Annotated in this window: 23 protein-coding genes and 1 pseudogene; 16 read left to right on the top strand and 8 right to left on the bottom strand. The window is 37.4% G+C overall.

The features are described from left to right. The first annotated feature begins 9 nt into the window (after positions 1 to 9). On the top strand, positions 10 to 495 hold the full coding sequence (locus tag A3GQ_RS0107150; RefSeq protein WP_211227714.1) for a group II truncated hemoglobin: 486 nt from the start codon (positions 10 to 12) through the stop codon (positions 493 to 495). Between the two features lie 288 nt (positions 496 to 783). Continuing rightward, positions 784 to 1,860: an AI-2E family transporter gene (locus A3GQ_RS0107145; RefSeq protein ID WP_028776472.1), complete on the top strand. Its 1,077-nt coding sequence runs from the start codon at positions 784 to 786 to the stop codon at positions 1,858 to 1,860. Here A3GQ_RS0107145 and A3GQ_RS23650 read toward each other — a convergent pair. Further along, the gene (locus A3GQ_RS23650; RefSeq protein WP_051271330.1) at positions 1,845 to 2,480 is read right to left on the bottom strand and encodes a GyrI-like domain-containing protein; all 636 of its coding nucleotides are present in this window, start codon (positions 2,478 to 2,480) and stop codon (positions 1,845 to 1,847) included. The two genes, A3GQ_RS0107145 and A3GQ_RS23650, sit on opposite strands and share 16 nt — an antisense overlap. A 288-nt stretch (positions 2,481 to 2,768) precedes the next feature. Between A3GQ_RS23650 and A3GQ_RS0107135 the strand changes: the two genes are divergently transcribed. After that, complete coding sequence (locus A3GQ_RS0107135) at positions 2,769 to 3,305, top strand: DUF6022 family protein (protein ID WP_028776471.1); 537 nt, start codon at positions 2,769 to 2,771, stop codon at positions 3,303 to 3,305. A gap of 110 nt (positions 3,306 to 3,415) precedes the next feature. Here the strand turns inward: A3GQ_RS0107135 and A3GQ_RS0107130 are convergent, their stop codons facing one another. Next, entirely contained in the window at positions 3,416 to 3,958 is a 543-nt protein-coding gene (locus A3GQ_RS0107130; protein WP_028776470.1) for a DJ-1/PfpI family protein, read from the bottom strand. A 168-nt stretch (positions 3,959 to 4,126) separates the two neighbouring features. Here A3GQ_RS0107130 and A3GQ_RS0107125 point away from each other — a divergent pair, with 168 nt between their 5' ends. After that, positions 4,127 to 4,630 (top strand): GNAT family N-acetyltransferase, encoded by a 504-nt coding sequence (locus tag A3GQ_RS0107125; RefSeq protein WP_028776469.1) that lies wholly within the window; start codon positions 4,127 to 4,129, stop codon positions 4,628 to 4,630. A gap of 69 nt (positions 4,631 to 4,699) precedes the next feature. Here A3GQ_RS0107125 and A3GQ_RS23645 read toward each other — a convergent pair whose 3' ends face one another. From A3GQ_RS23645 to A3GQ_RS0107110, 3 genes are all read right to left on the bottom strand, one after another. Beyond that, on the bottom strand, positions 4,700 to 5,797 hold the full coding sequence (locus A3GQ_RS23645) for an acyltransferase family protein (protein ID WP_051271327.1): 1,098 nt from the start codon (positions 5,795 to 5,797) through the stop codon (positions 4,700 to 4,702). Between the two features lie 120 nt (positions 5,798 to 5,917). Continuing rightward, positions 5,918 to 6,517 (bottom strand): TetR/AcrR family transcriptional regulator, encoded by a 600-nt coding sequence (locus A3GQ_RS0107115; protein ID WP_028776468.1) that lies wholly within the window; start codon positions 6,515 to 6,517, stop codon positions 5,918 to 5,920. A 485-nt stretch (positions 6,518 to 7,002) separates the two neighbouring features. Beyond that, positions 7,003 to 8,169 (bottom strand): cytochrome P450, encoded by a 1,167-nt coding sequence (locus A3GQ_RS0107110; RefSeq protein WP_037464235.1) that lies wholly within the window; start codon positions 8,167 to 8,169, stop codon positions 7,003 to 7,005. A 351-nt stretch (positions 8,170 to 8,520) separates the two neighbouring features. Between A3GQ_RS0107110 and A3GQ_RS0107105 the strand changes: the two genes are divergently transcribed. The 9 genes from A3GQ_RS0107105 to A3GQ_RS0107065 all read left to right on the top strand — a co-directional run bounded on the left by A3GQ_RS0107105 (position 8,521) and on the right by A3GQ_RS0107065 (position 16,966). After that, the gene (locus A3GQ_RS0107105) at positions 8,521 to 8,910 is read left to right on the top strand and encodes a hypothetical protein (RefSeq protein WP_028776466.1); all 390 of its coding nucleotides are present in this window, start codon (positions 8,521 to 8,523) and stop codon (positions 8,908 to 8,910) included. A 591-nt stretch (positions 8,911 to 9,501) separates the two neighbouring features. Further along, the gene (gene alaS, locus A3GQ_RS0107100; protein ID WP_028776465.1) at positions 9,502 to 12,132 is read left to right on the top strand and encodes an alanine--tRNA ligase; all 2,631 of its coding nucleotides are present in this window, start codon (positions 9,502 to 9,504) and stop codon (positions 12,130 to 12,132) included. Positions 12,133 to 12,188: 56 nt separating this feature from the next. Then, entirely contained in the window at positions 12,189 to 12,437 is a 249-nt protein-coding gene (locus A3GQ_RS0107095; RefSeq protein ID WP_028776464.1) for an IreB family regulatory phosphoprotein, read from the top strand. An 86-nt stretch (positions 12,438 to 12,523) separates the two neighbouring features. Then, positions 12,524 to 12,943 carry a Holliday junction resolvase RuvX gene (gene ruvX, locus A3GQ_RS0107090; protein ID WP_037464232.1) on the top strand — a complete coding sequence of 140 codons (420 nt, stop codon included), beginning with the start codon at positions 12,524 to 12,526 and terminating at the stop codon, positions 12,941 to 12,943. Positions 12,944 to 12,945: 2 nt separating this feature from the next. Beyond that, positions 12,946 to 13,221 carry a DUF1292 domain-containing protein gene (locus A3GQ_RS0107085; protein ID WP_028776462.1) on the top strand — a complete coding sequence of 92 codons (276 nt, stop codon included), beginning with the start codon at positions 12,946 to 12,948 and terminating at the stop codon, positions 13,219 to 13,221. Between the two features lie 12 nt (positions 13,222 to 13,233). Beyond that, complete coding sequence (locus A3GQ_RS0107080) at positions 13,234 to 13,506, top strand: DUF1292 domain-containing protein (RefSeq protein WP_028776461.1); 273 nt, start codon at positions 13,234 to 13,236, stop codon at positions 13,504 to 13,506. A 139-nt stretch (positions 13,507 to 13,645) separates the two neighbouring features. Continuing rightward, positions 13,646 to 14,692, top strand: a complete 1,047-nt coding sequence (gene mltG / locus A3GQ_RS23640; RefSeq protein WP_051271324.1) for an endolytic transglycosylase MltG — start codon at positions 13,646 to 13,648, stop codon at positions 14,690 to 14,692. Between the two features lie 158 nt (positions 14,693 to 14,850). Then, positions 14,851 to 16,623, top strand: a complete 1,773-nt coding sequence (locus tag A3GQ_RS0107070; protein ID WP_028776460.1) for a peptidoglycan D,D-transpeptidase FtsI family protein — start codon at positions 14,851 to 14,853, stop codon at positions 16,621 to 16,623. A 112-nt stretch (positions 16,624 to 16,735) separates the two neighbouring features. Continuing rightward, positions 16,736 to 16,966: a hypothetical protein gene (locus tag A3GQ_RS0107065; protein WP_028776459.1), complete on the top strand. Its 231-nt coding sequence runs from the start codon at positions 16,736 to 16,738 to the stop codon at positions 16,964 to 16,966. 134 nt (positions 16,967 to 17,100) lie between these two features. On the opposite strand, the gene A3GQ_RS0107060 is transcribed toward A3GQ_RS0107065, so the two are convergent. Further along, complete coding sequence (locus A3GQ_RS0107060; protein ID WP_028776458.1) at positions 17,101 to 17,445, bottom strand: hypothetical protein; 345 nt, start codon at positions 17,443 to 17,445, stop codon at positions 17,101 to 17,103. Positions 17,446 to 18,200: 755 nt separating this feature from the next. Between A3GQ_RS0107060 and A3GQ_RS0107055 the strand changes: the two genes are divergently transcribed. Continuing rightward, positions 18,201 to 19,706 (top strand): LPXTG cell wall anchor domain-containing protein, encoded by a 1,506-nt coding sequence (locus tag A3GQ_RS0107055; protein ID WP_028776457.1) that lies wholly within the window; start codon positions 18,201 to 18,203, stop codon positions 19,704 to 19,706. A 41-nt stretch (positions 19,707 to 19,747) separates the two neighbouring features. Here the strand turns inward: A3GQ_RS0107055 and A3GQ_RS26145 are convergent. Continuing rightward, positions 19,748 to 19,954: pseudogene (locus A3GQ_RS26145) on the bottom strand (NAD(P)/FAD-dependent oxidoreductase); the annotation flags it as partial. Between the two features lie 337 nt (positions 19,955 to 20,291). Here A3GQ_RS26145 and A3GQ_RS0107045 point away from each other — a divergent pair. Next, positions 20,292 to 21,485 (top strand): LPXTG cell wall anchor domain-containing protein, encoded by a 1,194-nt coding sequence (locus tag A3GQ_RS0107045; RefSeq protein WP_169818259.1) that lies wholly within the window; start codon positions 20,292 to 20,294, stop codon positions 21,483 to 21,485. Positions 21,486 to 21,526: 41 nt separating this feature from the next. Here the strand turns inward: A3GQ_RS0107045 and A3GQ_RS0107040 are convergent, their stop codons facing one another. After that, positions 21,527 to 22,786 (bottom strand): BaiN/RdsA family NAD(P)/FAD-dependent oxidoreductase, encoded by a 1,260-nt coding sequence (locus A3GQ_RS0107040; RefSeq protein WP_028776455.1) that lies wholly within the window; start codon positions 22,784 to 22,786, stop codon positions 21,527 to 21,529. A gap of 289 nt (positions 22,787 to 23,075) precedes the next feature. Here A3GQ_RS0107040 and A3GQ_RS0107035 point away from each other — a divergent pair, with 289 nt between their 5' ends. Continuing rightward, on the top strand, positions 23,076 to 24,581 hold the full coding sequence (locus tag A3GQ_RS0107035) for a malate:quinone oxidoreductase (RefSeq protein WP_028776454.1): 1,506 nt from the start codon (positions 23,076 to 23,078) through the stop codon (positions 24,579 to 24,581). The last annotated feature ends 132 nt before the right edge of the window (positions 24,582 to 24,713 follow it).

Genomic DNA, 24,713 nt, shown 5'->3' with positions numbered 1-24,713 from the left:
GGTTTAACAGTGGTAAAAGAAAATGAGATGGAAAATTCCACGACCAAGAAGACTGGGACGATCTTTGAGGCGGTCGGAGGGATGGACGGACTGCAAAGACTGAGCAACACATTTTATGAAAATGTTCTAGCGGACCCCTTGCTTGCTCCGGTATTCGCAAACTTTAGTCGAACTCATGTTCGGCATGTCGCGGTTTGGCTTGCAGAGGTCTTTGAGGGGCCAGAGGAATTTACGGAAGAACTTGGTGGACACCAAGCACTGTTAAAGTCACACCTTGGGTTGAAAATTACAGAAGAGCAGCGTACTCGGTGGTTGGAATTGATGGATGATGCTGTCAAAAAGGAACTTCCAGAAGATGAGCAACTTCGTCGTGCAATCATGAAGTATTTTGATTGGGGAACACGGATCGCTCGTAATGTATCAGCTAAACCAGTCGATCATGAATTTGGTGAACCTGAACCTACTCCGCGCTGGGGATTAGATGGATTAAAGTAATCGCTCTTTTTGGGTAAACCAGAATCACAACGAATAATATGGATAAGAAAAAATTCCTCTTCAATAAATACCAAATATTATGATTTCATTTGGTTGATTTTGATTAATAAAAAGAAGACTATACAGTCTTCTTTTTATTTTTATCGTTTGGGAACATAAAATTGCCAGAGCAAGGTAAGGTGATGTAAGTTAAACGAAAGCTGTCCCCATTCGTTTCTAAATTAGATCGATTTTAGGACATAATATCCTTTGGTTTTTCGTATCCTAACACAAATGAGGTGAGCGGATATGGAGAAACTATTGCAGTCCCGTTTTTTTCAACTATCGGTTTTTCTTTTTGTCATCTTAGGTAGTATATATCTTTTAATTCAATTAGGTTCTTTGTTTCACCATATCGGATATTTTTTAAGGGCTGTTTGTGTGCCGTTTTTTCTTGCTGTTTTCATTGCTTATTTATTAAATCCGGTTGTAAACTTACTGGCACGTCGTAAGGTTCCTCGTTTTATGGCAATTTTACTCATTTATGCTGTATTTCTTGTTTCTGTAACGGTGTTATTTATGAATCTATTTCCGATTTTGCAAGAGCAAGTATCCCAATTAGTGACCCATATTCCTGAATGGAATCAACGATTTAATGAGTTTTGGCATACGTATCATGACCATAGTGAAGATGTATTGCCTCATAATATGCATATCAAATTAGAGCAAATGGTAGCTGGTGTAGAACAGAAAGTGAGTAATTGGATTACTGGTCTGATGGGGAGTTTGGGGAGTTTGCTAAATCAAATATTTTTATTGCTCATTATCCCATTTCTTTCCTTTTATATGTTGAAAGATATCGATCGCATAGAGAAATTTTTTCTAACGATGCTTCCGAAACAGCGACGTGGTGAAATCGCTCGTCTTTTTCGAAGTATTGATCTTGTTCTAGGAAATTATATTCGAGGTCAATTTATTGTTTGCATTATTATTGGTATTTTAGCTTTTATTGGATACAAAATCATAGGGCTACCCTATGCATTTTTGTTTGCATTTTTTGTAGCCCTGTTCAATGTTATTCCTTATGTCGGTCCTTTTTTTGGAGCTATTCCAGCTATTCTATTAGCTTGTACCGTTTCCTTTAAATTGGTGCTTGGAACCATCGTGGTAAATATGGTTGTTCAAATTTTAGAAGGCAATGTTATCTCTCCTCAAATTGTAGGCAGGTCTTTACACCTTCATCCTTTAGCGATCATTTTTGCTTTGCTTGTTGGAGAAGAGATTGGCGGTGTGTGGGGTTTGCTACTAGCAGTTCCAACGTTAGCAGTAGGAAAAGTAATATTTGAGTTTCTCGTCTCATCGTATCTCCGTCATAAGCCAAATTGATCCGTAGCTACAATACGGTCGATTACAGGGAGACGTAAGATTGTTTTGCATTTTTCAGGAGGTACTTTTCGCGGGTCCGACAAATAAATTTCATGGTGTAATCCATTTTGAACAAGATCGTTTGCTTCCATGAAATCATGCATAATTGCCAATGTTTGCGGCTCTGTGGTGTAAGGTCCTATATGCAGCATTTGCAAGCATGTTCCTTCTTCGATGGATTCCATTTTTACACAAGAAATATGGTCTGATTTTTTTTTAGCAATCAATAGTCCACGAGCATTTTCTACGTGTTCATTCGTTACAAAGTCAGGCATCCTGATCATTAATTTCCAATACCATTCTTCTCTAGGGACTTCCAAAGCTGGTAGGGATGAAAGTACCCACCATATTCCCTCTAGTTTCGGCACAGTAAAATCAGAACCTAAATCTTTATTTATTTTTTTGACACCATACGCGAGTTGGTAAAGGGACGTCGTAGCATTTATAAAAATTACACCAGCAGGTTCTCCTTTTCCTTCGATTGTCAGGTAACGAATAGGAGAAAGCTCAATTAATCGTGGTGCGGAAGTAGCTGTATAATAGTTTGGATACTCCTTCACAAAATTTAGTTTTTCCAACATAAATCACTCCTTTTCCTCATAATAAAAAACATCCCCTGACAAAGAATGTCAGGGGATGTTTTTGTTTTTGTCTCATCGTTTCTTTTTTAGATGTGATCATTCATTTTTTTCATTAAACTATATGACGGATTTTTATTAGAGGATCACTGAAAAATAAGGGATAATAAATTTAAACATTACCATTTGCGTGAATATTGTATTATTAATTTGTAAGGTTTTTTGTAGGTGATAAAAAGATTGTAGGTACTTAGTATTTAAGAGTAACTGTATAACAAAGGGGCTATGTAAATGAGAACACTTCAAGATTATTTCAAGGAAAGCAAAGAAAGAGATATAATCGTTATCGCACAGTGTATAGAAGGTCATATTAATGAAAATTGGAAGACTGTTTTTGAAGAGAATCGAGATCAATTAATAGATGCATACGAAAAAGCTGGTGATATGGCTTATGGCTCGTATTTAAATTTGTTGTTTCTTGGGATTAATAAGCTATTAAAAGAGGATGGCTTACGAACAGATACGAGGCTCCCTGGAAATTTGGATATTTCGAGAGAGTGGGGAAACACAGATGATTCTACCGATCAAGAACGTTGGATGTGGAGTACCATTACCAACATGGAAAATGGTGAATCAATCGGTACAATAGTTACCAAAGTCTATCATGACCACACCCAGTTGCGGCTACCTCGTCCACCTCAAGTGATTGCCTTAAAGGAATCCAGTAAAGAAAATGTAGTTCAAGCACTTTCAGAGCTTTCTTCTGACTTTAAGCAAGCCCTCGAATTCCATGTTGAATTAGCTGAGTATATGAAAAATAATGGATAAATGTAAAGATATTTGATAAAAGAAGGATAATCTCTTTAGAAACTTAGTTTCTGATAAACAAAACCTGTATCTTAGAGTGACTAGTCTTTGATACAGGTTTTGTTTACCTATTATTCTTTAAACCAGTCTTCATCAAAATCAAGGTTTAATGCATTTCCAAAATATATTCCAAATCGAATAAATCCTCGTCCTCTAGCTGTTATTACATTTCCATCTTTCACAACTAATTCATCTGAATAATTTTCTCTTTCAAAGACCCCTGATTCCTCCCTATTTTCTGGAGTCATTCCAACTGTATATTTTTTTTCCTTTAAATACCCCGCTTTGGCTAATAAGTAAGGGGAACTTGATATACTGGCAATTATTGTTTCATCTGTTACAACATCTCTAATGAAATTGATGTATTTTTCATGATTTTCTAATGCTAGAATATCCATACATCCTGTTAATAATAGACTGTCAAGTTCATCAAAATTAACTTCATCGACCGTTTTATCAGGTACTACGGACAAACCCGACTCACCTATTATAGGTTGATTATTTAAACCGATTGTAACGATTGTTTTTTTTCCTTGCATCAATATAGATAATGCAACACTTAATTCGTATTCACTGAATTGTGGATATAACAATACTGCTGTTTTTTTCTTCATATTCATACAATCCTTTATCATCTACTTTTTAACTAAACTACTTACTCTTCTAACACTCTTCTCCTTATATCATGTCTTCTTTACCAATTCCAATTGAAAATATAAAATATATAACGACAATGAGTGAAACTTTAATGTTTTTTGATTCGGGTCAGTTGGAGGTATAAAATGAGTTTATTCTCAAAGAAAAACGCAACATTAGAAGATTTGCCGAGAATCGTAGAGATATACAATAGTACGATAGCTGGACGAATGGTGACTGCTGATCTCATTCCTGTAACAGTGGAAAGTAGAGTAGATTGGTTTCATCAACACCATGATACAAGACCTTTATGGAGCTTTTTTAACGAAAAAGGGGAAATGGTAGGCTGGCTTAGTTTTGAAGATTTTCATGTACGTGCTGCTTATCGTAAAACGGTCGAGTTAAGTATTTATATTGATGAGAAGTATCGCGGTCAAGGATTAGGAAGTACCCTGCTGATGGAAGCCATACAAGCAGGGTCTACATTAAACATAGAGAACTTCGTTGGTCTTATTTTTAGTCATAATATTCCAAGTGTTAATCTTTTTACACGTTTTGGATTTGACCAATGGGGACATTTACCTCAAGTAGCGGAATTGGATGGAGTAAAACGTGATCTCTTTATTATGGGTAAACATATTGGGAAGTAGTGTTTGAAAAATGATTGGACTTGCAAAGAGAAAATATACTTAGATATATCATCTAAGTATATTTTCAGGTTAAACAATTTTATTCACATAAGGTATTTTTACGATAATCGTAGCAATCAAAAAGCAAGTGATCGTACCCGCAAATCCTACAATCGTAAATTTTAACAGAGGTTGTAAATCTATACTCTTAAGTAGCATGGCATATCCTACTAATACAACAGGATGAATGATGTATACTGCAAAAGCACTTCTGGATAGAGTTTTCCAAATAGCCCCAGTCTGATTGGCGTATTTTCGAAACACCGCAAGTAATCCCAGACAAATACCAAAGGCTACTAAGGGTTCCCATATTGCGTAAGTAAAAGCTTTAAAGTTAAAACCTCCATTTATATTACCTTGGAAGAAGATCAAACTCAATGGAAATAGTGGAGTGACAATAGATAAACACCAAATCCATTGTTTTGTCGTTTTTCTGGGGATCGTATATAGCCAGCTTTTTCTTCCTGCCACAATGCCTATGTAAAAGAGGAATAAGTAAGATGGTAGATAGGCAATTTGAAATCCCCAAATCCAAAAACCGATTGGAAAAACAAGACGAACAAGAAAGGTGCCGATCCCCAAAAGCAAGGCAGTGAACAAAAGCTTTCTAGAAGAAGGAAAAGGTTGCTCTGCCTTGAAGCCGGATTTTTTCAATAGTACTCGATATAACACATAAATCAGAGTGAAGATCAATAAAACTTCTGCAAACCAAAGAGGTCCTGTTTCTATGTTTTGAAGAGTTAATATTTTGGTTTTGTAAAACAACCAAAAATGTAGTTTTTCTGGTGATGCGATATACTGAGTGACGGGACTAAGAACAAATAGGTAGACTAAAAAGGGGATTCCTAACCGAAGCAGCCTATCTTTAACAAACAGTCGAGGTGCCTTTCGATCAAAAGCAGAAGGGGTAAAACAACCAGATAAGAAGAAAAAGAACCCCATGAAAAAAGCTTGATTTATTGCAATAAAAAAGCTGAGTAAACTTGACGCTACGGTATGTCCTTGTTCCATATCAGATACATACCAAGCTCCTTCAAGAGGTGTATAGGGTAGGGCTGCATGATGGAAAAGAACCAAGATAGTAAGAAATACACGGATATGATCCAAATAATAAATACGGTCCTTCATGATGTCACGTCCTTTAACATGTAGTACATAATACAAATTGATAATATTTTTTTATCACATATGTGATAAAAAAATCAAGTAAAAATCGATATAAAAACAGGGTGTTGGAAAAGAAAAAGCTTAGTCCTGTTTACATATCGATAACAAATGTATTTGAAGCGTCTTTCTGATAATGTTTTTGGTTTTGGTTCTAGGATCAAGATTCCAGTGAGTAGACAAACCAGTCACTAATGCGTGTAATCGCTCTATTTCAATTTCTAAGTCTAGAGATTCATCTAAAAAGTTACCCTGTTTCAATATATCTATGTATGTCGCTTGCATATGCTGCATGTATTGAAAAATACCAATCGATATATCTGAAAGGCCTGGATTTTTGTTCGTGTATGTGATTATCGAATACCATACAGCCATGTTTCTTTGACCTGTTTCTTCCATAGGCAAAATTTGGGCTACCATTTGATCCACTACTTCATTGCGTGATAACGATAAGTCTATATGAGATAAAATATGGTGATGTACATTTTCACCAGCCATACGAATGCAATATCGCAGAAGTTCATTTTGAGTAGAGAAATAGTACCGTATAGAGCCAGTCGAAAGGTTCATCACGTCCGCGATTTTCCTCACAGAAACCTCTTCTATTCCTTTGGTTTCGATGATTCCCCATGTTGCTTGCATGATCTCTTTTTTGCGAGTTTCATGATTTACGATCTTAGGCATTCCATCTTCTAGCTCCCTTTCAAGTAATTATCTTCCTCTTATTGTAGGCTTATAGGAATAGCAATTCAAGGAACCATGATGATACTTCCGTGAGTTTTACTAGAAGACAATATTCATATAGCTGTTTATATTCAAATTTAATTTAGATTAAAAAACGAAACATTTGTTGGGTTTTAAATTTTATAGGAATAAGGGACAGGGGTGAGGAGGATTACGATTTCTTTGCAGTCTATAGTAGCACCCTGTCACTAGTCAGTAACTTTTTAGTATTCAAATGAACTTGAGTTTTGTTGGGTGAATCGATACTTTTCCATTTTTTTGTAGTATTCGTTCATCGTTCTAATAAATACTTGATCATAGAAAAATTGCACCTTCATTTGTCAGGTGTGTCTAACAATGAAAAGTGCAGTTCATTCTCATCTAATTCATATTCGTCAGTTGTCTGGGTGGCAAGGTGCACTGTCGTACGGAGTGCATTAGGCTTTTTACCGTTTTTGGAAAACCACTGGCAACTCCTTGATAGAGTACATAAGAGCAGTTGGGTTCATCGTTATTGGTCTATCAAACTTGAGTTGAAATTGTTTGAACCGTTCAAGCAAAATTCTAAGTACAATGTTTGCTTCTAAACGGGCCAGAGGCGATCCCAAACAATAATGAATTCCATGTCCAAAGCTCGTATGTCTCAAATTGGTTCGATGAAGATCAAACTGATCAGCATTTTCAAACTTGGATTCATCACGGTTAGCAGATCCGATCCAAGCATTGAGTAAGTCACCTTTTTTAATCAATTGCCCCCCTAGTTGAGTATCTTTAGCAGCAATACGGGTCATATATTGAACTGGGGACCGGAATCGCAATGCTTCCTCGATTGCTTTTCCAATATCTTTTGGATGTTGGGAAAGATGTTCTTGCACTTCGGGATTTTCGGTTAAGGTAAGCAGGGAATTATTAATCAGATTGGTAGTGGTTTCATTTCCAGCTACTAATAAGAGAATACAAAAAGCTATTAACTCTTTGATTGACAATTTTTCGCCATCTACTTCTGCTTGTACAAGATGAGAGATCAGATCATTCGTTGGATTCTTCTGACGTTTTGTAATCATTTCTGTAAAATATTGCCCCATCTCTTGCTGAGCTAGGAAATAACCTTCGATTCCGCCTTCTACTTCCGACGGTTGTTTGATAAGGATGATAGACCAATATTTAAATTTTTCTCGATCTTCATAGGGGACTCCTAACATTTTTGCAATAACTTGGATGGGTACAGGAGTTGCTAAATCTCTTACGATATCCATCTCACCTTGTTCGGCGACTTTATCTAGTAGTTCATTGGTGATCTCTTCAATCCAAGGTTTCATATCTTCAATTGCTTTTGGCGTAAAAGCTTTGGACACTAATGAACGAAGCTTCGTATGATAAGGGGGATCATTCGTTGTTAATGCTTTTGTTAACGGACTTTCTTCCACTTTAGGAAGATACTCAGCGGAAAAGTTTTCATAATCTCCTAATACTCTTTGTACATCATCATAGCGAAAAACATGCCATGTTCCTTTTGAACCAAAAAAGTGTTCATAATCTGTATCGTAAACGACGGGGCTTTCAGCAGTCATTTTTTTAAACCATGGAAAGGGATTAGCAATGGAATGTTTCAAACTAGTTCCTCCAAATTTCAAAATTTTCATCTATATTCCATTATAAATTAATATTCAAAAAAAATGAAATAAAAAATTATTAATTAGAAATAACAATAATAGAAAACGGCATTTGTATTATAATTAATAAAAATAATCTTTCTATTTATGCTAAAATTTGATAAATTAAAAACATGAATCGGATGAAACATACTCTTAAACTAGCTAGCTTTTCATGAAAAATTCAAAACATATAACAAAAAAAATATAACTATCATTTTCCGAAAAATATATTCATTCATCTGTATTTATTATAAATAGCGTACACAAAGACTTACATCTTTGATGAACAAAAGAGGTGAACTTGAAGATATGATTAAAACACTTACCATTTTCAAAAATATCGAGGATCTGAATGCTCTACTGAAATTTTACACTGAGGAAGTTTATCCTGCGATTCATAAAATACCTGGGATTATTTGTACAGATTTGACTAGTATCTCTCATATTAGTCCTGATATTTCAAAAGAACTAAATGGAATTGAACTTATAATGGAAACACATTTCGAATCCGAAGAAGCAATGCAAAGGCTTGTTTTTTCTGATTTAGGTAATGGAATTATGATGAAGACAACACAAGTTACGCCTTGTGAGGTGTCGGTATTAATGGGGAAAGAAAAAAGGTTTTCTGGTGAAATGACAGATAGCTTACGCCAGACGATTGCACGGATTGGCCATGAAGTGGATGATTTAGCAGAATAGATTTTCCGAAAAATACATATTCTCATAGTAAGAGCAGACTCATGCAACATAGAATCTGCTTTTATTATTCTAATTTTCTATTTAGTAAACACTAATTAGATAATTTCGAATAGATTTTAGACACTTCTAGAAGGTTATTTTAAACCAGTCCTAGTTGTTGGGAGTTCCGTATTTCTGTTCCAGTTGAGCCCTGTCCTCCTGACTGGTGTTCCGCCGGTTTTACCAGTAGGGTTGAATGCCACTTGTCCTATAAAAACTATCTAACCAAAAACTATAGTTTTTTTGTACTTTTTGTGTATAATAGTAACGATAATTCTATATTGCAATCATTCGTAGAACCAAGCTTCATATTTGACTGTAAGAGAGGAAAGCCCTAGGCTGAAAGGTTTTCTCAGTGATGGTATGAAGGTAGCCAGTTCTATAGGTAGCAGCTAATCACTGCCGGCATTGCCGTTATCGATACAGGAAGAGACTACAATCGTAGTAATTAGGGTGGTACCACGGGCTTGCTCGTCCCTTTTGAGGGGATGAGTAGGCTCTTTTTTGTATCGGATTCAAAAACGGTTTTCCATTTGAGAAAGGGTGTAAAAGATGAAAGCAAATGAAATACGTCGTAAGTTTTTGGATTTCTTTGTGGAAAAGGGTCACCAGATTGAACCAAGTGCATCACTTGTTCCGGTAGATGATCCTAGTCTTTTGTGGATCAACTCGGGAGTAGCAACGTTAAAGAAATATTTTGATGGTCGCTTGGTTCCAGAAAATCCAAGGATCGTAAATGCACAGAAATCGATTCGAACCAACGATATTGAAAACGTAGGGTACACTGCAAGACACCATACATTTTTCGAGATGTTGGGTAATTTCTCTATTGGAGAATATTTCAAGAAAGAAGCAATTGAATGGGCTTGGGAATTTCTTACCAGCCCAAAATGGATGGGACTTCCTGCAGAGAAATTACATGTGACTGTTCATCCGGATGATGAAGAAGCATACCAACATTGGCATGAAGCAATTGGTTTGCCTGAGAGTCGTATTGTAAAACTAAAAGAAAACTTCTGGGATATTGGAGAAGGTCCAAGTGGACCAAATTCGGAAATCTTTATTGACCGTGGGGATGCTTATGGCGATTTGAGCGACCCGGAGTGTTATGCTGGAGGGGAAAATGCTCGATTTTTAGAGATTTGGAACTTGGTTTTCTCCCAATTTAATCATAATCCAGATGGTTCCTATACACCGTTACCGAACAAAAATATTGATACAGGCATGGGATTAGAGCGTATGGCATCTGTCATGCAAGATGTGCCAACGAACTATGATACGGAATTATTTCAACCCACTATTCAGGCAGTCTGCAAGCAAGCTGGTGTAACGTATGGCACTTCAGAAGAAGTGGATATTGCCCTGAAAGTGATTGCCGAACACGCAAGAACAGTTGTATTTGCGATAGCTGATGGAGTATTGCCTTCCAATGAGGGACGTGGTTATGTACTTCGCCGTTTGTTGCGTCGAGCTGTGCGTTATGGAAGAAAACTTGGCTTGAAGCGTCCTTTCCTATTTGAATTGACTAGTGTTGTTGCGGATATTATGAAAGATTTCTACCCTGAACCATATGAACAGCAAGACTTTATCCAAAAAGTCATACGGGGTGAAGAAGAACGATTCCTTGAGACTTTATCCGAAGGGCTTCGGATCCTAGATGAATGGGTAGCGAAAGCAAAAGAAGAAAATCGTAGCAGTTTAACAGGTTTAGAAGCCTTCAAGCTATATGATACGTACGGTTTTCCGCTTGATTTAACAGAAGACTTCGCAAGAGAGCATGAATTGTCTGTAGATCGTGATGCATTTGAAGAAGAAATGCAAAGACAACGCGAGCGTGCACGTGCTGCTAGGTCAGATGGACAAAGTATGCAAGTTCAAGGCGGGGCTATAGCAAATTTAGATGTAGAAACCGTTTTTGTTGGATATGAGCAAGATTCTAGTGTAACATCTGTTGTTGCAGTGATAAAAGATGGAGAAGTAGATAGTTTATTGGAAGGGGATAAAGGTATCATTGTACTGAAAGAATCTCCTTTCTATGCAGAAAGTGGTGGACAAGTAGCTGATTTAGGAAGCGTAGAGACAAAAGATGCACGGATTGAAGTCACCGACGTGCAAAAAGGTCCTCATGAAGAACACTTGCTATCTGTGGAAATAAAAAAAGGGATTCTTCGAATTGGAGATGAGGCAAAAGCACAGATAGCGACAAAACTTCGTCAAGCGACGGTGAAAAACCATACAGCTACGCATTTACTTCATAAAGCATTAAAAGAAGTACTAGGCAATCATGTAAACCAAGCAGGTTCACTTGTTTCACCTGATCGTTTGCGTTTTGATTTTTCTCATATTGGAGCAATGTCTGAAACGGAGATTCAATTAGTGGAGCAAAAGGTAAATGAACAGATTTGGATGCATACTCCTGTAACAACTACGGTACAACCTTTGGAAGAAGCAAAGGCAATGGGTGCAATGGCTCTTTTTGGGGAAAAATACAAGGCAGATGTCCGTGTCGTACAAGTAGGAGATTACAGCTTGGAACTTTGTGGAGGAACCCATGTCCAAAATACAAGTGAAATAGGCATGTTCAAGATTTTGAGCGAAAGCGGTATTGGTTCCGGCATCAGAAGAATCGAAGCTGCTACAGGAAAACGTGCCTTTGAGTATTTGGAACAACAACTTTCCCTACTAAAAGCAAGCGCAGAGTTATTAAAAACGAATACAAAAGATGTACCTACTCGTATCGTTCAATTGCAGGACTCAGTAAAAGAATTGACGCATACAAATGAATCCTTGTTAGCAAAGCAGAGTCAATCCGCTGCTGTAGAATTACAAAATCAGTGGGTGGAAGTGGATGAAGTTCCAGTTTTAGCTGTAAAAGTAGATGTTCCAGATATGGACAGTCTTCGTAAATTAATGGATGATCTAAAAGCAAAAAGGGATGGTATTATTGTACTTGGAGCCATTCATGATGAAAAAGTGAATTTAGTTGCATCTATTTCGCAAAATTATGTTCAAAAAGGCTTTCATGCGGGTAAATTAATAAAAGAGGTTGCTTCGATCTGTGGCGGCGGGGGTGGAGGTCGTCCCAACATGGCTCAAGCAGGTGGAAAACAACCCGAAAAATTGCAAGAAGCACTACAACAAGTTCAAGTTTGGGTAGCAGAAAAAAAGGACATTCGAGCTTAAAACCGAAAAGGTAAGTAGCTGCTGATCCACACAGAAAAAAGGAGCTGAGATGATCCGTGGATGAAACGAGAAAGTTTCAGTTTCAACTGGGGAATAAGTCAAGTGTAAAGCAAATACTAACACTTGTTTACCATTCTTTAGAGGAAAAAGGATACAATCCTATCAATCAAATTGTAGGTTACCTGATTTCAGGAGATCCTGCATACATTCCGCGTCATAATCAAGCAAGAGCGTTAATCAAAAGCGTGGATAGAGATGATATCATTGAAGAATTGGTAAAATCGTATCTGAACCCAGACCAATAATTTCATATTTCCTGTCAAATGTTGAAACTCATGTTTTTCCATAGACAAAGGTTTTTTGGCAGTTGAGTAAAGAGGGACCGTTTTAGATGGTGCGAATTTTAGCTTTAGATTTGGGTGAAAGGCGTATTGGCATTGCTTTGAGTGATCTTTTAGGGTTAACAGCGCAAGGATTAGAAGTAATTGACAAAAAACAAACCCCTGATTGGCTGTATCGTCTAGATACCCTTATCCAAGAATATGAAGTAGGTAAAATTGTCATCGGTTTTCCACGAAATATGGATGGCTCCGTAGGACCAAAAGGTGAAGCGAGCAAGATGGTTGCAGTTAAGTTAGAGGAGCGTTATGCTCTTCCTGTAGAATTATGGGACGAGCGCCTCTCCACTGCAGCTGCACAGAAGTCTTTAATCAAGGCTGATGTAAGCAGAAAAAAACGAAAACAGGTAGTGGATCAAGTAGCCGCACAATGGATCTTACAAGGCTATTTAGATGCAAATAGGGGGAAATAATAATGACAGAACCAGAAGTAGAAATCATAACAATAACACAAGAAGACGGCGTAGAAGAGGATTTTGAGGTAGTTTCTTATTTTGAAAATCCTTCGACTGGTATCAAATATGTTTTCTTGGTACCTGCCAATGATGCAGATGAAGAAGAACAAGATGTTTATCCCTTCCGTTATGCAGAAGAAGGCGATAATCTTGTGCTAGCACCTGTAGAAGATGATGAAGAATGGGAAATGCTAGAAGAAGTACTGCAAACCCTAATGGATTCCGAGCAGATTTAAGGAGAGGCAATAATGAAAGAAGTGACTCATTTACGCGATACATTAGAAGATGGTCTGTCATATGTAAACAGTAAGTCTAAGGGACAGGAGAAACTAAAAGTTCTTCATGAGGTAGAAGTAAATGGGGTTCACTATGCCTTAATGCAACATACGCATCAGAGAGTTGGCGAAGCATACTTATATAAAGTATTTGATCAGGGACAGATCAGCGACATTGAGACTGTTTCGGAATGGGAAAATGTGATGGATGCCATTCATTACCATCTCCATACTTACTACGATTGACAAATAACGAGGAATATTCCTCGTTATTTTTATTTTTAAGTATGTTAACATAAAGACTAGCACTTTATTCAACTCCCATTCTTGGGTCCACATAAAAGTGATAACTTTTGTGGGTAGGTTACATGAGAGGAAGTTATTGATGAAGTGGTTTCTTCGAATATTAATGACACTAGTTCTACTTGCTGGTTGGATCGGATTAGCATACTACTTTATCGATTGGACATTGGAGTCTCCTTCCCGATCGAAAGCGGTGCAAATTGATATTGAACCAGATTCTTCCCTAAAACAAATAGGAAGTATATTAAAAAGCAAAAATCTCATTCGAGAAGATTGGTTTTTTCGTTACTATGCCGCTTATTTGCAAAAGACAAAACTGTTAGCAGGCTCCTATGAGATCAAACCAAATGAAAATTTAATTGGAATATTAAATAAGATTGCGATTGGGAAACAGGATCTTATCAAAGTCACTATTCCAGAAGGTAAAACAGTAAATGAAATAGCAGATATCTTAGCTAAAAAAGGATTTTCTAAGACTGAATTTCTACAAGCGGTTAATCGCCCAAATAATAAGGATTTATGGAATTTCGAACAAGAAATTCAGAAAGCACCAACACGAAAATACAAATTGGAAGGATATCTTTTCCCGAGTACATACCAGTTTCAAAAAGGGGATACTGGCGAAGCAATCGTCAACGAAATGGTGGATCAATTTGCAAGCCGTATGAAAAAACTAGATGCAAGAAATAAGCTGAGTAATACTAAATTTAATATTGACCAATGGATTACGATAGCTTCTCTCATAGAAAGAGAAGGGCAGGTTCGTTCTGAATTGCCCATTATCTCTGGTGTGATTCACAACCGTCTTCGAATTAACATGATACTTCAAGTAGATGCATCCATTATTTATGCCTATAGTTTGAATGGAGTAGTGAAAAAAAGACTGAAAAGTAACGATAAGAAATTAAATAGTCCCTATAATACATACCAAATTAAAGGATTACCGCCAGGTCCGATTTCCAATCCAGGGATTGAAGCATTAGAAGCAGCGTTAAAACCAAGTGCACATTCCTATCTGTTCTATGTGACAAAACAGGATGGCACCAATACCCACTTCTTCAGTAAGACCTATAAAGAACAACTAGTTAAAATCGAACAGAGTAATAAAAATGAGAAATCTAAAAAGTAGAGAGACAAAACAGGTGATCCATGGTTCACCTGTTTTTATTTGGTTTATGTAACCAAAATTCAAAATAAGCAAATTAACTATCTATTGTGGCCTTTGTTTTTTTCGTTTATCCCTCTTTGATATTGCCTAAGCTGGTAAGGTGGAGGAGTGGAAAACAGATGAGAACTTGGCGTACATGGGTAGTGCTTTTTATTTTAATTGGTCTATTTTCGGGCTTGATATATCGGTTATACCAGATACAGATTCGTTCCACACACTCTTTCTCTGTAGCTCAGAAAGATTTAATTGCACTAGCAGAAAAAGTCCAATCAAGAGAAGTAATACTAGATAGTAGGCGTGGCTCTATTTTCGATCGAAATGGTATTCCGATTGTTGGACAATTACAATGGAGACTTTTTGTTTTTCCTCAATCAGCTGAACAATTGGATTTAAGAAGGGAACAGTGGAGTCAGTTGAGTTCTCTTTTACATATTTCTTATCAAACGTTAAAAAGACAATTGATTTTGTTGAAAAGACCTTCTGTGTTATCTTCGTATGTGTTAACAAAAGAACAAGTGAAAAAGATAGAATCATTACATATACCTGGCATCGTTCCAGTTGAATCCGATAATCGTATGACCGAAGGTGAAATTGCCAAGCAAGTGGTAGGAAGGATAATACGTAATAGCTATGTATTAAAAGAGCGATATCCCAAACAAGTAGAAGCTGGAGAATTTTCTTTGCAGTCTCGTTTTGGTATGACAGGTTTGGAATATACATTTGAGCGGTTTTTACATGGGGAAGGAGAAAGCCTTGTTCGTTTTGTTACGGACGGACGGGGAAAAGCATTAAATGGTGTTCAAGTAAAAATGACGGGTAAACCATCCAAAAAAACAACAAAACCAAAAAACATAGTGACCACACTTGATATAAATTTACAAACACAAGTGGAAAAAATAATGAAAAATGCAAATGTCAAAGAAGGAGCAGTAGTTGTACAAGAAATTGCAACAGGAAATATTCTTTCTATGGCAGGAATTTCTGCTTCAAAAGATGAATCCCTTGCACCATGGATCAATGAAGCATTAGTGGAAGCAACACCAGGTTCTATTTTTAAAACTGTTGTGACAATAGCCGCATTAGAAGAAGGTATTGTGAAACCGGACTCTACTTTCGTGTGTAAAGGTAACCTAAATGGGAAATATCAATTGCGTGATGCAGATGGAAAAGTACATGGCAAGCAGACACTGACTGAGGCTTACGCTAATTCTTGTAATATTGTGCTAGGCTCTGTAGCAGAAAGATTAGGTGGTGCAAAACTACTAGCCTATGCCAAACGTTTAGGACTCGCACAAAAAATAGGCTGGAGTGGTAAATTTCCAGATGATAATAACTTTAGTCAATTACCAGAAGAGAGTACTGGTTTAATCTATGCCAAAGAAACTTCCTTACAAGATAAAGGTGCCGCAGTGCAGACTGGTATCGGGCAGAGGGATGTAAAAATAACCCCATTACAAGCTGCGAATATGATTACTGCACTGTTTCACCGTGGAATGCCGATACAACCTAGACTGGTAACAGAGATTCAAGATCACAAGGGAAAAGTTGTCTGGAAATTTACCAATAAATATGTGTCCAATTCCAAACCATTGAAACCAAGTACGATAAATGCTGTCAAAAAGATGATGCGGATGGTTGTTACGAAAGGGACAGCTCGTTCGTTAGCTCGTGATAACTGGCAATTGTCTGGAAAAACAGGTACGGCACAAGTGGGAGCCGACAAATCATTATATAACAAGTGGATGATCGGTTTTGCTCCCTATTCCAAACCACAGTATGCAGTTTCTGTAGTGATCAAGAATGTAGGCGATGCAAATGATACACGAGCTAAAAAGATATACAAAGAAGTGATGGATGTATTGCGTAACCTAAATAAGAGGAAATCACCTTAGTGCGCTATGGGTACGTATTCTTGTTTGTGTTAAGATGATTAAGAATAGATGAAGGAGGTGCAGGCTGTCCCACAGCCACATCCTTTGGCCGACGGGTAACAGCAAGGGTTAGATGAAGATAACAGTCCATCTCAGTAAAGCAGAACTGGATCTGATTGAAGAAGCATTATTACAATACCAAAATTTGTTGATAAAATCGGATCAAAGTGATCCATTAGTTGGACAAGAAATCGGATTGTGCCGACGTGTATTAGAAGAATTTGGGGTAGAGGAACTGGAAATGGAATCTCAAGATAATATGTTACCGTCTCCTAAACAGTACCCATTCTCCAATCCAAGATAAATAATCCCCGCTGTGTACAGCGGGGATATTTTATATGCAACATAATGGTGATTGTTTCCTCATTAAAAGTCATACCTACTCATTGTTTCCCTCTACTCTCAAGGAATAGAGGGAAAGAACCAATCAAATAACATCTAGTACACGATATCGATTTGCCGGTCGAACTCCTCGCGGTCCCTCTCATCAAAGAGGAACATATTTGCTTCGTTTATAATCTTCTGGAAAGGACGGTTCCTCTCGTGTCTGGTGATTCTTCGTTCGGCGTAGGTTTTTCTATTTCTACATTCTTCCACCAAACAATCACCATCAGGAGTGGCGTTTTCTTCACGTTGAACGAGGGCTTTTGTTAGTTCTTGCTCTGCAACAGACACCTCTCGGCGAAGCTCATCTCTTTTATCCTTCCACTTTTGGAGTGATTGGTTATATCGAGTGACGAGTTCTCTCAGTCTCGTGTGAGGAAGACGGTTAGAATTTTTCATGGTTCCCACTTCGTTGTGGATTCATAAGTCAGGTGATTCTGACTATGATTTCAGTATACCAAAAACGAATAAAGTAGCACGATAGTCCTTTTCACTTTCCTATCACTTGGTGAGTAGTTTGGTTAAGGCTGGTTGAGATATATAGTATTTCTGTGGCTTGATACTTCCATGTCGAACAGTAGAGACGAGTAATGTAGCTGCTGGAAAGTAAGCATGTATCGATTTCCTACTATGCAAGTACGAATTAGATATAACCTTTAGTTATAAGACTCATAAATTTCTGCTATTACTTGTAGAATACAACATTCTGTTATTATAAATCTTGCAAATAGAAAAAGAAAAGTTTGGCCATGTATGGGAGCAGAGCCAACATGTTTGGAAGTGTAGCAGTGACTAGTTGATTCGGAGTGGTACATCAAACAGATGCAAAAGTAGTAGTAAAGAAGGATAGGATCGAGTCTAATTTTCAATATGAAAATTTATTTTGATATCTTGTTTTCTATTTGTTCATAAAAAGAACAAAAATCAATAATAATACTAATTGACGTGATAAACATAATGAACTATATTTTATGTAGAAAAAACTTTGAATTCGAAATAATCGAGGGGGAGTTCTATGTAAGATAGTTGCAAATGTATACCATTCTTTTTGCTTTTTAGTATTCTGAAAAAACATAGAATTAAGTGATCGATCTCAATAGATTGTCTGTCTTATGTTTTGGAAGAGAAAAAAACTTATTAAGGGCGGACGTAAAATGAAAAAAAGAATATCGATGTTTCTATCATGGGCTTTGCTTCTATCGATTCTGTTGCTAAATAATCCTGTATCTTTATTTGCTGAAGAAGCAAAAGGTGAAGAAAAGACTGCTTCTGAACCTGTATTAACAATCAATTATCAGAATGTAAATGGAAAGCACAAAGTAAGCGGGAAAATCAAAAATGGGAAACAAGTAAAAGGTACATGGTTAATCGGAATAGGTCCAGAGGGTTCTGAACCTTTTGCTGGATTCAAGTACATCAAAGAGAATGCAACCGACCTATCCGTATCCCATACCTTCGATAAAGAACTCAGACCAGGTCAGCATGTAGCATTTGTAAAGTTCAATGGTGAAATCGATGGTAAAAATCAAGCATTGTTTGCCAATGCACCTGTGACTTCAAAACCAAGTGAAAATCCTGAAAAGCCAGTATTGACCATCAGTCATGAAAATGTAAGCGGAAAGCACAAAGTAAGTGGAACAATCAAAAATGGAAAACAAGCAAAGGGTACTTGGATAATCGGAATAGGCCCTGAAGGTTCCGAACCATTTGCTGGATTCAAGTACATCAAAGAGAATGCAACCGATCTATCTGTATCCCATACCTTTGACAAGCAACTCAGACCAGGTCAACATGTAGCATTTGTGAAATTTACAGGTAAAATTGATGGAAAAGATGCCACCTTATTTGCTAATGCTCCTGTAACTTCAAAACCAAGTGAGAATCCTGAGAAGCCAGCATTGACTATTAGTTATGAAAATGTAAGTGGAAAACACAAAGTAAGCGGAGCAATCAAAAATGGAAAACAAGCAAAAGGTACATGGATAATTGGAATAGGCCCAGAAGGTTCCGAACCATTTGATGGATTCAAATACATCAAAGAAAATGCAACTGATCTATCGTTATCCCATATCTTCGACAAGCAACTCAAACCTGGTGAACATGTGGCATTTGTGAAATTTACTGGTAAAATTGATGGGAAAGATACCACCTTATTTGCGAATGTTCCCGTTTCATCAAAACCAGGTGAAAATCCAGCAAAAGCGGCGTTAACCATTCGTGTTGATTATGTAAATGGAAAATACAAAGTAAGTGGAACGATCAAAAATGGGAAACAAGCAAAAGGTACTTGGTTAATTGGAATCGGTCCTGAAGGTTCTGAGCCACTAGCAGGATTCAAGTACATCAAAGAGAATACAACCGATCTATCTGTATCCCATACTTTTGACAAGCAATTGAAAAAAGGCAAGTATATTGCATTTGTGAAATTTACGGGTGAAATTGATGGGAAAGTTTACGAAGAAAAAGATGGAAAAAATAACGCATTATTAGCTCGTGTTTCGGTAGAAGTGAAAGAAGTAGGAACAAAGCCTGTTGTTGGTGGAGTTCTGCCTAAAACCGCGACAAACTATCTATCTGCTGTAGTCAGTGGTGTTGCTTTGCTTCTAGTAGGAACAGTACTTTTAATTCGTCGTCGTAATGTAACCGGATCTGAAATGTAAGTTGCTAAATAGAAAAAAGCCACCTCGTGTGGCTTTTTTTGTTACTGGTTTTTCCCAGCCGCATAGCCAATACAAAGTGCAGCAGTGATATTGTATCCGCCTGTATAGCCGTGTATATCCAGCACTTTCTCCACAAAATACAGTCCTTGCATCCGTTTGGAGCCCATCGTCTTTGGATTTACTTCTTTCGCATGTACCCCGCCACCTGTGACAAATGCTTTTTCTAATGGCAGTGTCCTATTTACATAAAGGAAAATAGTTTCATTTTTCTTTCATTTGCGTAATTTGATATTACGCACGATTTACTTGTTACTAATTTTTTGTTTGTTCATAAAATGATCGAAAATTAATGATAATACTAATTGACAGTATAAATAGGATAAATTATATTTTTTCTATAGAAAAAAATTTAAAAATCAAATACTTATCTAGGGGGGGATTTTATGTAAGGTAATTGCAGATGTTATCACATTTTTTGCTTTTTAGTATTCTGAAGAAACATAAAATTAAATGATTGATCTCAAATAGATTGTCTGTCTTATGTTTTGGAAGAGAAAAACACAAATGATTAAAGGCGGACTTAAAATGAAAAAAAGAATATCGATGTTTCTATCATGGGCTTTACTCCTATCGATTTTGTTGCTAAATAATCCTGTATCTTTATTTGCTGAGGAATCAAAAGGAGAAGAAAAGACTGCTTCTGAGCCTGTATTAACTATCAATCATGAAAATGTAAATGGAAAGCACAAAGTAAGTGGAACGATAAAAAATGGGAAACAAGTAAAAGGTACTTGGTTAATCGGAATTGGTCCTGCAGGTTCTGAACCTTTTGCTGGATTCAAGTACATCAAAGAAAATGCAACTGATCTATCTGTATCCCATACCTTTGACAAACAACTCAAACCAGGTGAACATGTGGCAATTGTGAAGTTCAATGGCGAAATTGATGGTAAAAATCAAGCATTGTCTGCCAGTGTTCCTGTAACTTCAGAACCAGATGAGAATCAGAAGCCAGAATTGACCATTAGTCATGAAAATGTAAGTGGAAAGCACAAAGTAAGTGGAACAATCGAAAATGGGAAACAAGCAAAGGGTACATGGTTAATTGGAATAGGTCCTGAAGGTTCCGAACCTTTTGAGGGATTCAAATACATCAAAGAGAATGCGACTGATCTATCCGTATCTCATACCTTCGACAAGCAACTCAAACCAGGTGAACATGTAGCATTTGTGAAATTTACAGGTAAAATTGATGGGAAAGATACCACTTTATTTGCTAATGTTGCTGTTTCATCAAAATCAGGTGAAAATCCAACGAAACCTGTGTTAACCATTAGTCTTAACTATGTAAATGGGAAATACAAGGTAAGTGGAATGATCAAAAACGGAAAACAAGCAAAGGGTACATGGATAATTGGAATCGGTCCTGAAGGTTCCGAGCCACTTGCTGGATTCAAGTACATCAAAGAGAATGCAACAGATCTATCCGTATCCCATACTTTTGACAAGCAATTGAAAAAAGGAAAATATATTGCATTTGTGAAATTTACGGGTGAAATTGATGGGAAAGTTTACGAAGAAAAAGATGGAAAAAATAACGCATTATTAGCTCGTGTTTCGGTAGAAGTGAAAGAAGTCGGAACAAAACCTGTTATTGGTGGGATTCTGCCTAAAACCGCAACAAACTATCTATCTGCTGTAGTTAGTGGTGTTGTTTTGCTTCTAGTAGGAACAGTACTTTTAATTCGCCGTCGTAATGTAACCGGATCTGAAATGTAAGTTGCGAAATAGAAAAAAGCCACCTCGTGTGGCTTTTTTTGTTACTGGTTTTTCTCAGCTGCATTCTTCCCAGCCACATAGCCAGTACATAGTGCAGCAGTGATATTGTATCCTCCTGTATAGCCGTGTATATCCAGCACTTCTCCACAAAAATACAGTCCTTGCATCCGTTTGGAGCCCATCGTTTTTGGGTTTACTTCTTTCACATGTACCCCGCCACCTGTGACAAATGCTTTTTCTAAAGGCAGTGTACCATTTGCATGAAGGGTAAATTGTTTGAAAGAAATAGCTAATTGTCTCAATTGTTCATTGGATAGGTTGGCTGCAAGTAAATCTGTATCTACTCCTATTCTTTGGTAGAGAACAGGAATAAGTCTTTCTGGAATCCAGCCCTTAAGTAAATTGGTAACACTTCGTTTGGGGTGCTCTTTTCGTAGTTTTTGCAGTTCTTGTTCGATATTTCCTATGGATCGATCCGGAAATAAGTCAATCGCAACAGGTATTTGTAACTCACCCGTTTTTTTCTGTTGTTTGATCACAAATTGACTACATCGTAAGGCGATTGGTCCAGAGAATCCAAAGTGGGTGAAAATCATATCCCCGCGATGGGTGATTACAGGTTTACCTTTTAAATTTAACACAGACAAAGATACGTCTCGTAAAGATAATCCTTGCAATTGCTTGGATTGGATTAAAGATTCATCAGAGGTGATTGGAACTTCTGTTGGAAATAACTCTGTGATTGTATGTCCTGCTACTTCTGCCCAAACGTACCCATCGCCTGTCGAACCAGTATGAGGAACAGACTTACCACCAGTAGCAACCACAACGCTTTTACATTCCCAGTACTCGCCATTTAAACCTTCTACACCAACTACGATTCCATCTCGATAGCGCACAGATTTCACAGCAGTATCGGTATTGATTTGCACGTTAACGGAACGAACTTTTTGCAATAAGGCTTGTACAACATCTTTTGCACTATTGGAAACAGGAAACATTCTGCCATTGTCTTCTTCTTTCAATGCAATTCCTAAATCCTCAAAAAAACGAATGATATCTTGATTATTAAACGTGGCAAATACACTATGTAAAAACCGTCCGTTACCTGGGATAAATTGGATTAATTCAGCTAATTCTTTGTTGTTGGTTACATTGCATCGACCACCGCCAGAGATGGCGAGTTTTCGTCCTAATTTATTTCCTTTATCGAGCAATAACACTTTTGCTCCATGCATCCCAGCAGAAGCACTCGCCATCAATCCTGATGGTCCACCACCGATTACAATTACATCAAACATTTATTTATCTCCTCTACGAACGAGTATTAATCCATTATCCCCTTTTTTCAGCTTTATGCTAGAGTAAAGTTGTCAGAGTTAAATGGGAGCGTGGATCTTCCCATTTCATTTAATAGATTCCTATATTGAAAGTTAGTAAAAGTAGGTATGTTGTTTTCATCTGTGAATAATTGTATTACACTATTTATGGTCATAGTTGAGACAGAAAAGGTGTGTGACTAGGTCGCACCTTAGCTTGATGTGACACCTACATCTTTTCTGCAAATTTCAGGGGAAAAGGTTGGTAAAAATGAGCAATAGAGAAACGACAACAGATGTCCTATTAATAGGTGCCGGAATCATGAGTGCGACTTTGGGGACGCTTTTGAAAGAATTGGTACCAGAATGGAAAATTACAGTGTTTGAGAAGCTCGCCAACGCAGGAGAAGAAAGTTCGAATGAATGGAATAATGCAGGAACAGGGCATGCGGCACTGTGCGAGTTGAACTACACGGTCGAAAAACAGGATGGATCGGTAGATGTCAGTAAAGCAGTAAAAATTAATGAACAGTTTCAGGTTTCCATGCAGTTTTGGTCTTATCTTGTAAACCATAAACTAATAAATAATCCGCAAGATTTTATCATGTCATTACCTCATATGAGTTTCGTACAGGGGGAAAAAGACGTTACGTTTTTAAGGAAACGTTTTGAAGCGCTATCAAACAATCCCTTATACGAAGGAATGGAATTTTCCGATGATCCGCAAAAACTGATGGAATGGATTCCGCTTATTATGCAAGATCGTGCATCGGATGAACCTATAGCAGCAACCAAAATCGACACAGGAACAGATGTCAATTTTGGTGCTTTAACGCGTATGTTGTTTGACAACTTAAAGAGTAAAGATGTCGATATAAACTATAAACATAGTGTTACGGATATGAAACGTACGAGCGACGGCTTGTGGGAAGTGAAAGTGAAAAATCTCGACAGCGGTATGGTCGAACGTCATACTGCAAAATTCGTTTTTATCGGATGTGGGGGTGGAAGCCTGCATTTGCTGCAAAAATCCGGTATTCCGGAAGGGAAACATATTGGTGGATTCCCTGTAAGCGGAATATTTTTGGTGTGTAAAAATCCAGATGTTGTTACGCAACATCATGCCAAAGTATATGGCAGAGCGAAGGTTGGTGCCCCACCAATGTCTGTTCCGCATCTGGATACAAGATATATCGAAAATAAAAAATCGCTGTTATTCGGACCATTTGCTGGCTTCTCACCAAAATTTTTAAAAACGGGTTCCATGTTTGACTTAGTAACTTCCATAAATCCAAGTAACATCTTGACGATGTTAGCGGCAGGCGCAAAAGAGATGTCATTGACAAAATATCTCATTCAGCAAGTTATGTTATCGAAAGAACAACGTATGGAAGAGTTGCGAGAGTTTATCCCCAGCGCCAAAAGCGAAGATTGGGATATCGTAGTAGCAGGTCAACGTGTACAAGTTATCAAAGATACGGAAGCTAGCGGTAAAGGAACGCTTCAATTTGGTACGGAAGTGATTACTGCTGAAGATGGCTCGATTGCAGCATTATTAGGTGCTTCTCCGGGTGCTTCTACTGCCGTTCATGTGATGCTTGAGGTTATCAAAAAATGCTTCCCACAACAGATGAACGAGTGGGAGACGAAAATCAACGAAATGATTCCTTCGTACGGTGTGTCACTAATGGAGAACCCAGAGCTTCTGGACAAAATTCATACTTCCACAGCACAAACGTTAGGGTTAAAAGAAGAAAATAAAGTATCCAGCTTATAGTTCATTTTAGGATATGGTGGCGAGAACATCCAAGAATAAATTCAGGGGTGTTCTCGCCACGGTTTTTGTTTTCTTTATTTGTAATAAATATCTTCGACAATCAGCAGTCAAACGTAAATTCCATAATATGTA

This window comes from Shimazuella kribbensis DSM 45090, assembly GCF_000428065.1.
In the GTDB taxonomy this organism is placed as follows: domain Bacteria; phylum Bacillota; class Bacilli; order Thermoactinomycetales; family Thermoactinomycetaceae; genus Shimazuella; species Shimazuella kribbensis.
This window is presented reverse-complemented; position numbering and strand designations above follow the sequence as displayed.

Bases quoted from the DNA above. Each gene is read 5' to 3' on its own strand.
- A3GQ_RS23650 (WP_051271330.1), bottom strand. From the start codon at position 2,480: ATGTTGGAAAAACTAAATTTTGTGAAGGAGTATCCAAACTATTATACA.
- A3GQ_RS0107085 (WP_028776462.1), top strand. From the start codon at position 12,946: ATGACAGAACCAGAAGTAGAAATCATAACAATAACACAAGAAGACGGC.
- A3GQ_RS0107115 (WP_028776468.1), bottom strand. From the start codon at position 6,517: ATGCCTAAGATCGTAAATCATGAAACTCGCAAAAAAGAGATCATGCAA.
- ruvX (WP_037464232.1), top strand. From the start codon at position 12,524: ATGGTGCGAATTTTAGCTTTAGATTTGGGTGAAAGGCGTATTGGCATT.
- A3GQ_RS0107040 (WP_028776455.1), bottom strand. From the start codon at position 22,786: ATGTTTGATGTAATTGTAATCGGTGGTGGACCATCAGGATTGATGGCG.
- A3GQ_RS0107070 (WP_028776460.1), top strand. From the start codon at position 14,851: ATGAGAACTTGGCGTACATGGGTAGTGCTTTTTATTTTAATTGGTCTA.
- A3GQ_RS0107130 (WP_028776470.1), bottom strand. From the start codon at position 3,958: ATGAAGAAAAAAACAGCAGTATTGTTATATCCACAATTCAGTGAATAC.
- A3GQ_RS23645 (WP_051271327.1), bottom strand. From the start codon at position 5,797: ATGAAGGACCGTATTTATTATTTGGATCATATCCGTGTATTTCTTACT.
- A3GQ_RS0107045 (WP_169818259.1), top strand. From the start codon at position 20,292: ATGAAAAAAAGAATATCGATGTTTCTATCATGGGCTTTACTCCTATCG.
- A3GQ_RS0107065 (WP_028776459.1), top strand. From the start codon at position 16,736: ATGAAGATAACAGTCCATCTCAGTAAAGCAGAACTGGATCTGATTGAA.
- A3GQ_RS0107135 (WP_028776471.1), top strand. From the start codon at position 2,769: ATGAGAACACTTCAAGATTATTTCAAGGAAAGCAAAGAAAGAGATATA.
- alaS (WP_028776465.1), top strand. From the start codon at position 9,502: ATGAAAGCAAATGAAATACGTCGTAAGTTTTTGGATTTCTTTGTGGAA.
- mltG (WP_051271324.1), top strand. From the start codon at position 13,646: ATGAAGTGGTTTCTTCGAATATTAATGACACTAGTTCTACTTGCTGGT.
- A3GQ_RS0107145 (WP_028776472.1), top strand. From the start codon at position 784: ATGGAGAAACTATTGCAGTCCCGTTTTTTTCAACTATCGGTTTTTCTT.
- A3GQ_RS0107125 (WP_028776469.1), top strand. From the start codon at position 4,127: ATGAGTTTATTCTCAAAGAAAAACGCAACATTAGAAGATTTGCCGAGA.
- A3GQ_RS0107105 (WP_028776466.1), top strand. From the start codon at position 8,521: ATGATTAAAACACTTACCATTTTCAAAAATATCGAGGATCTGAATGCT.
- A3GQ_RS0107055 (WP_028776457.1), top strand. From the start codon at position 18,201: ATGAAAAAAAGAATATCGATGTTTCTATCATGGGCTTTGCTTCTATCG.
- A3GQ_RS0107060 (WP_028776458.1), bottom strand. From the start codon at position 17,445: ATGAAAAATTCTAACCGTCTTCCTCACACGAGACTGAGAGAACTCGTC.
- A3GQ_RS0107080 (WP_028776461.1), top strand. From the start codon at position 13,234: ATGAAAGAAGTGACTCATTTACGCGATACATTAGAAGATGGTCTGTCA.
- A3GQ_RS0107035 (WP_028776454.1), top strand. From the start codon at position 23,076: ATGAGCAATAGAGAAACGACAACAGATGTCCTATTAATAGGTGCCGGA.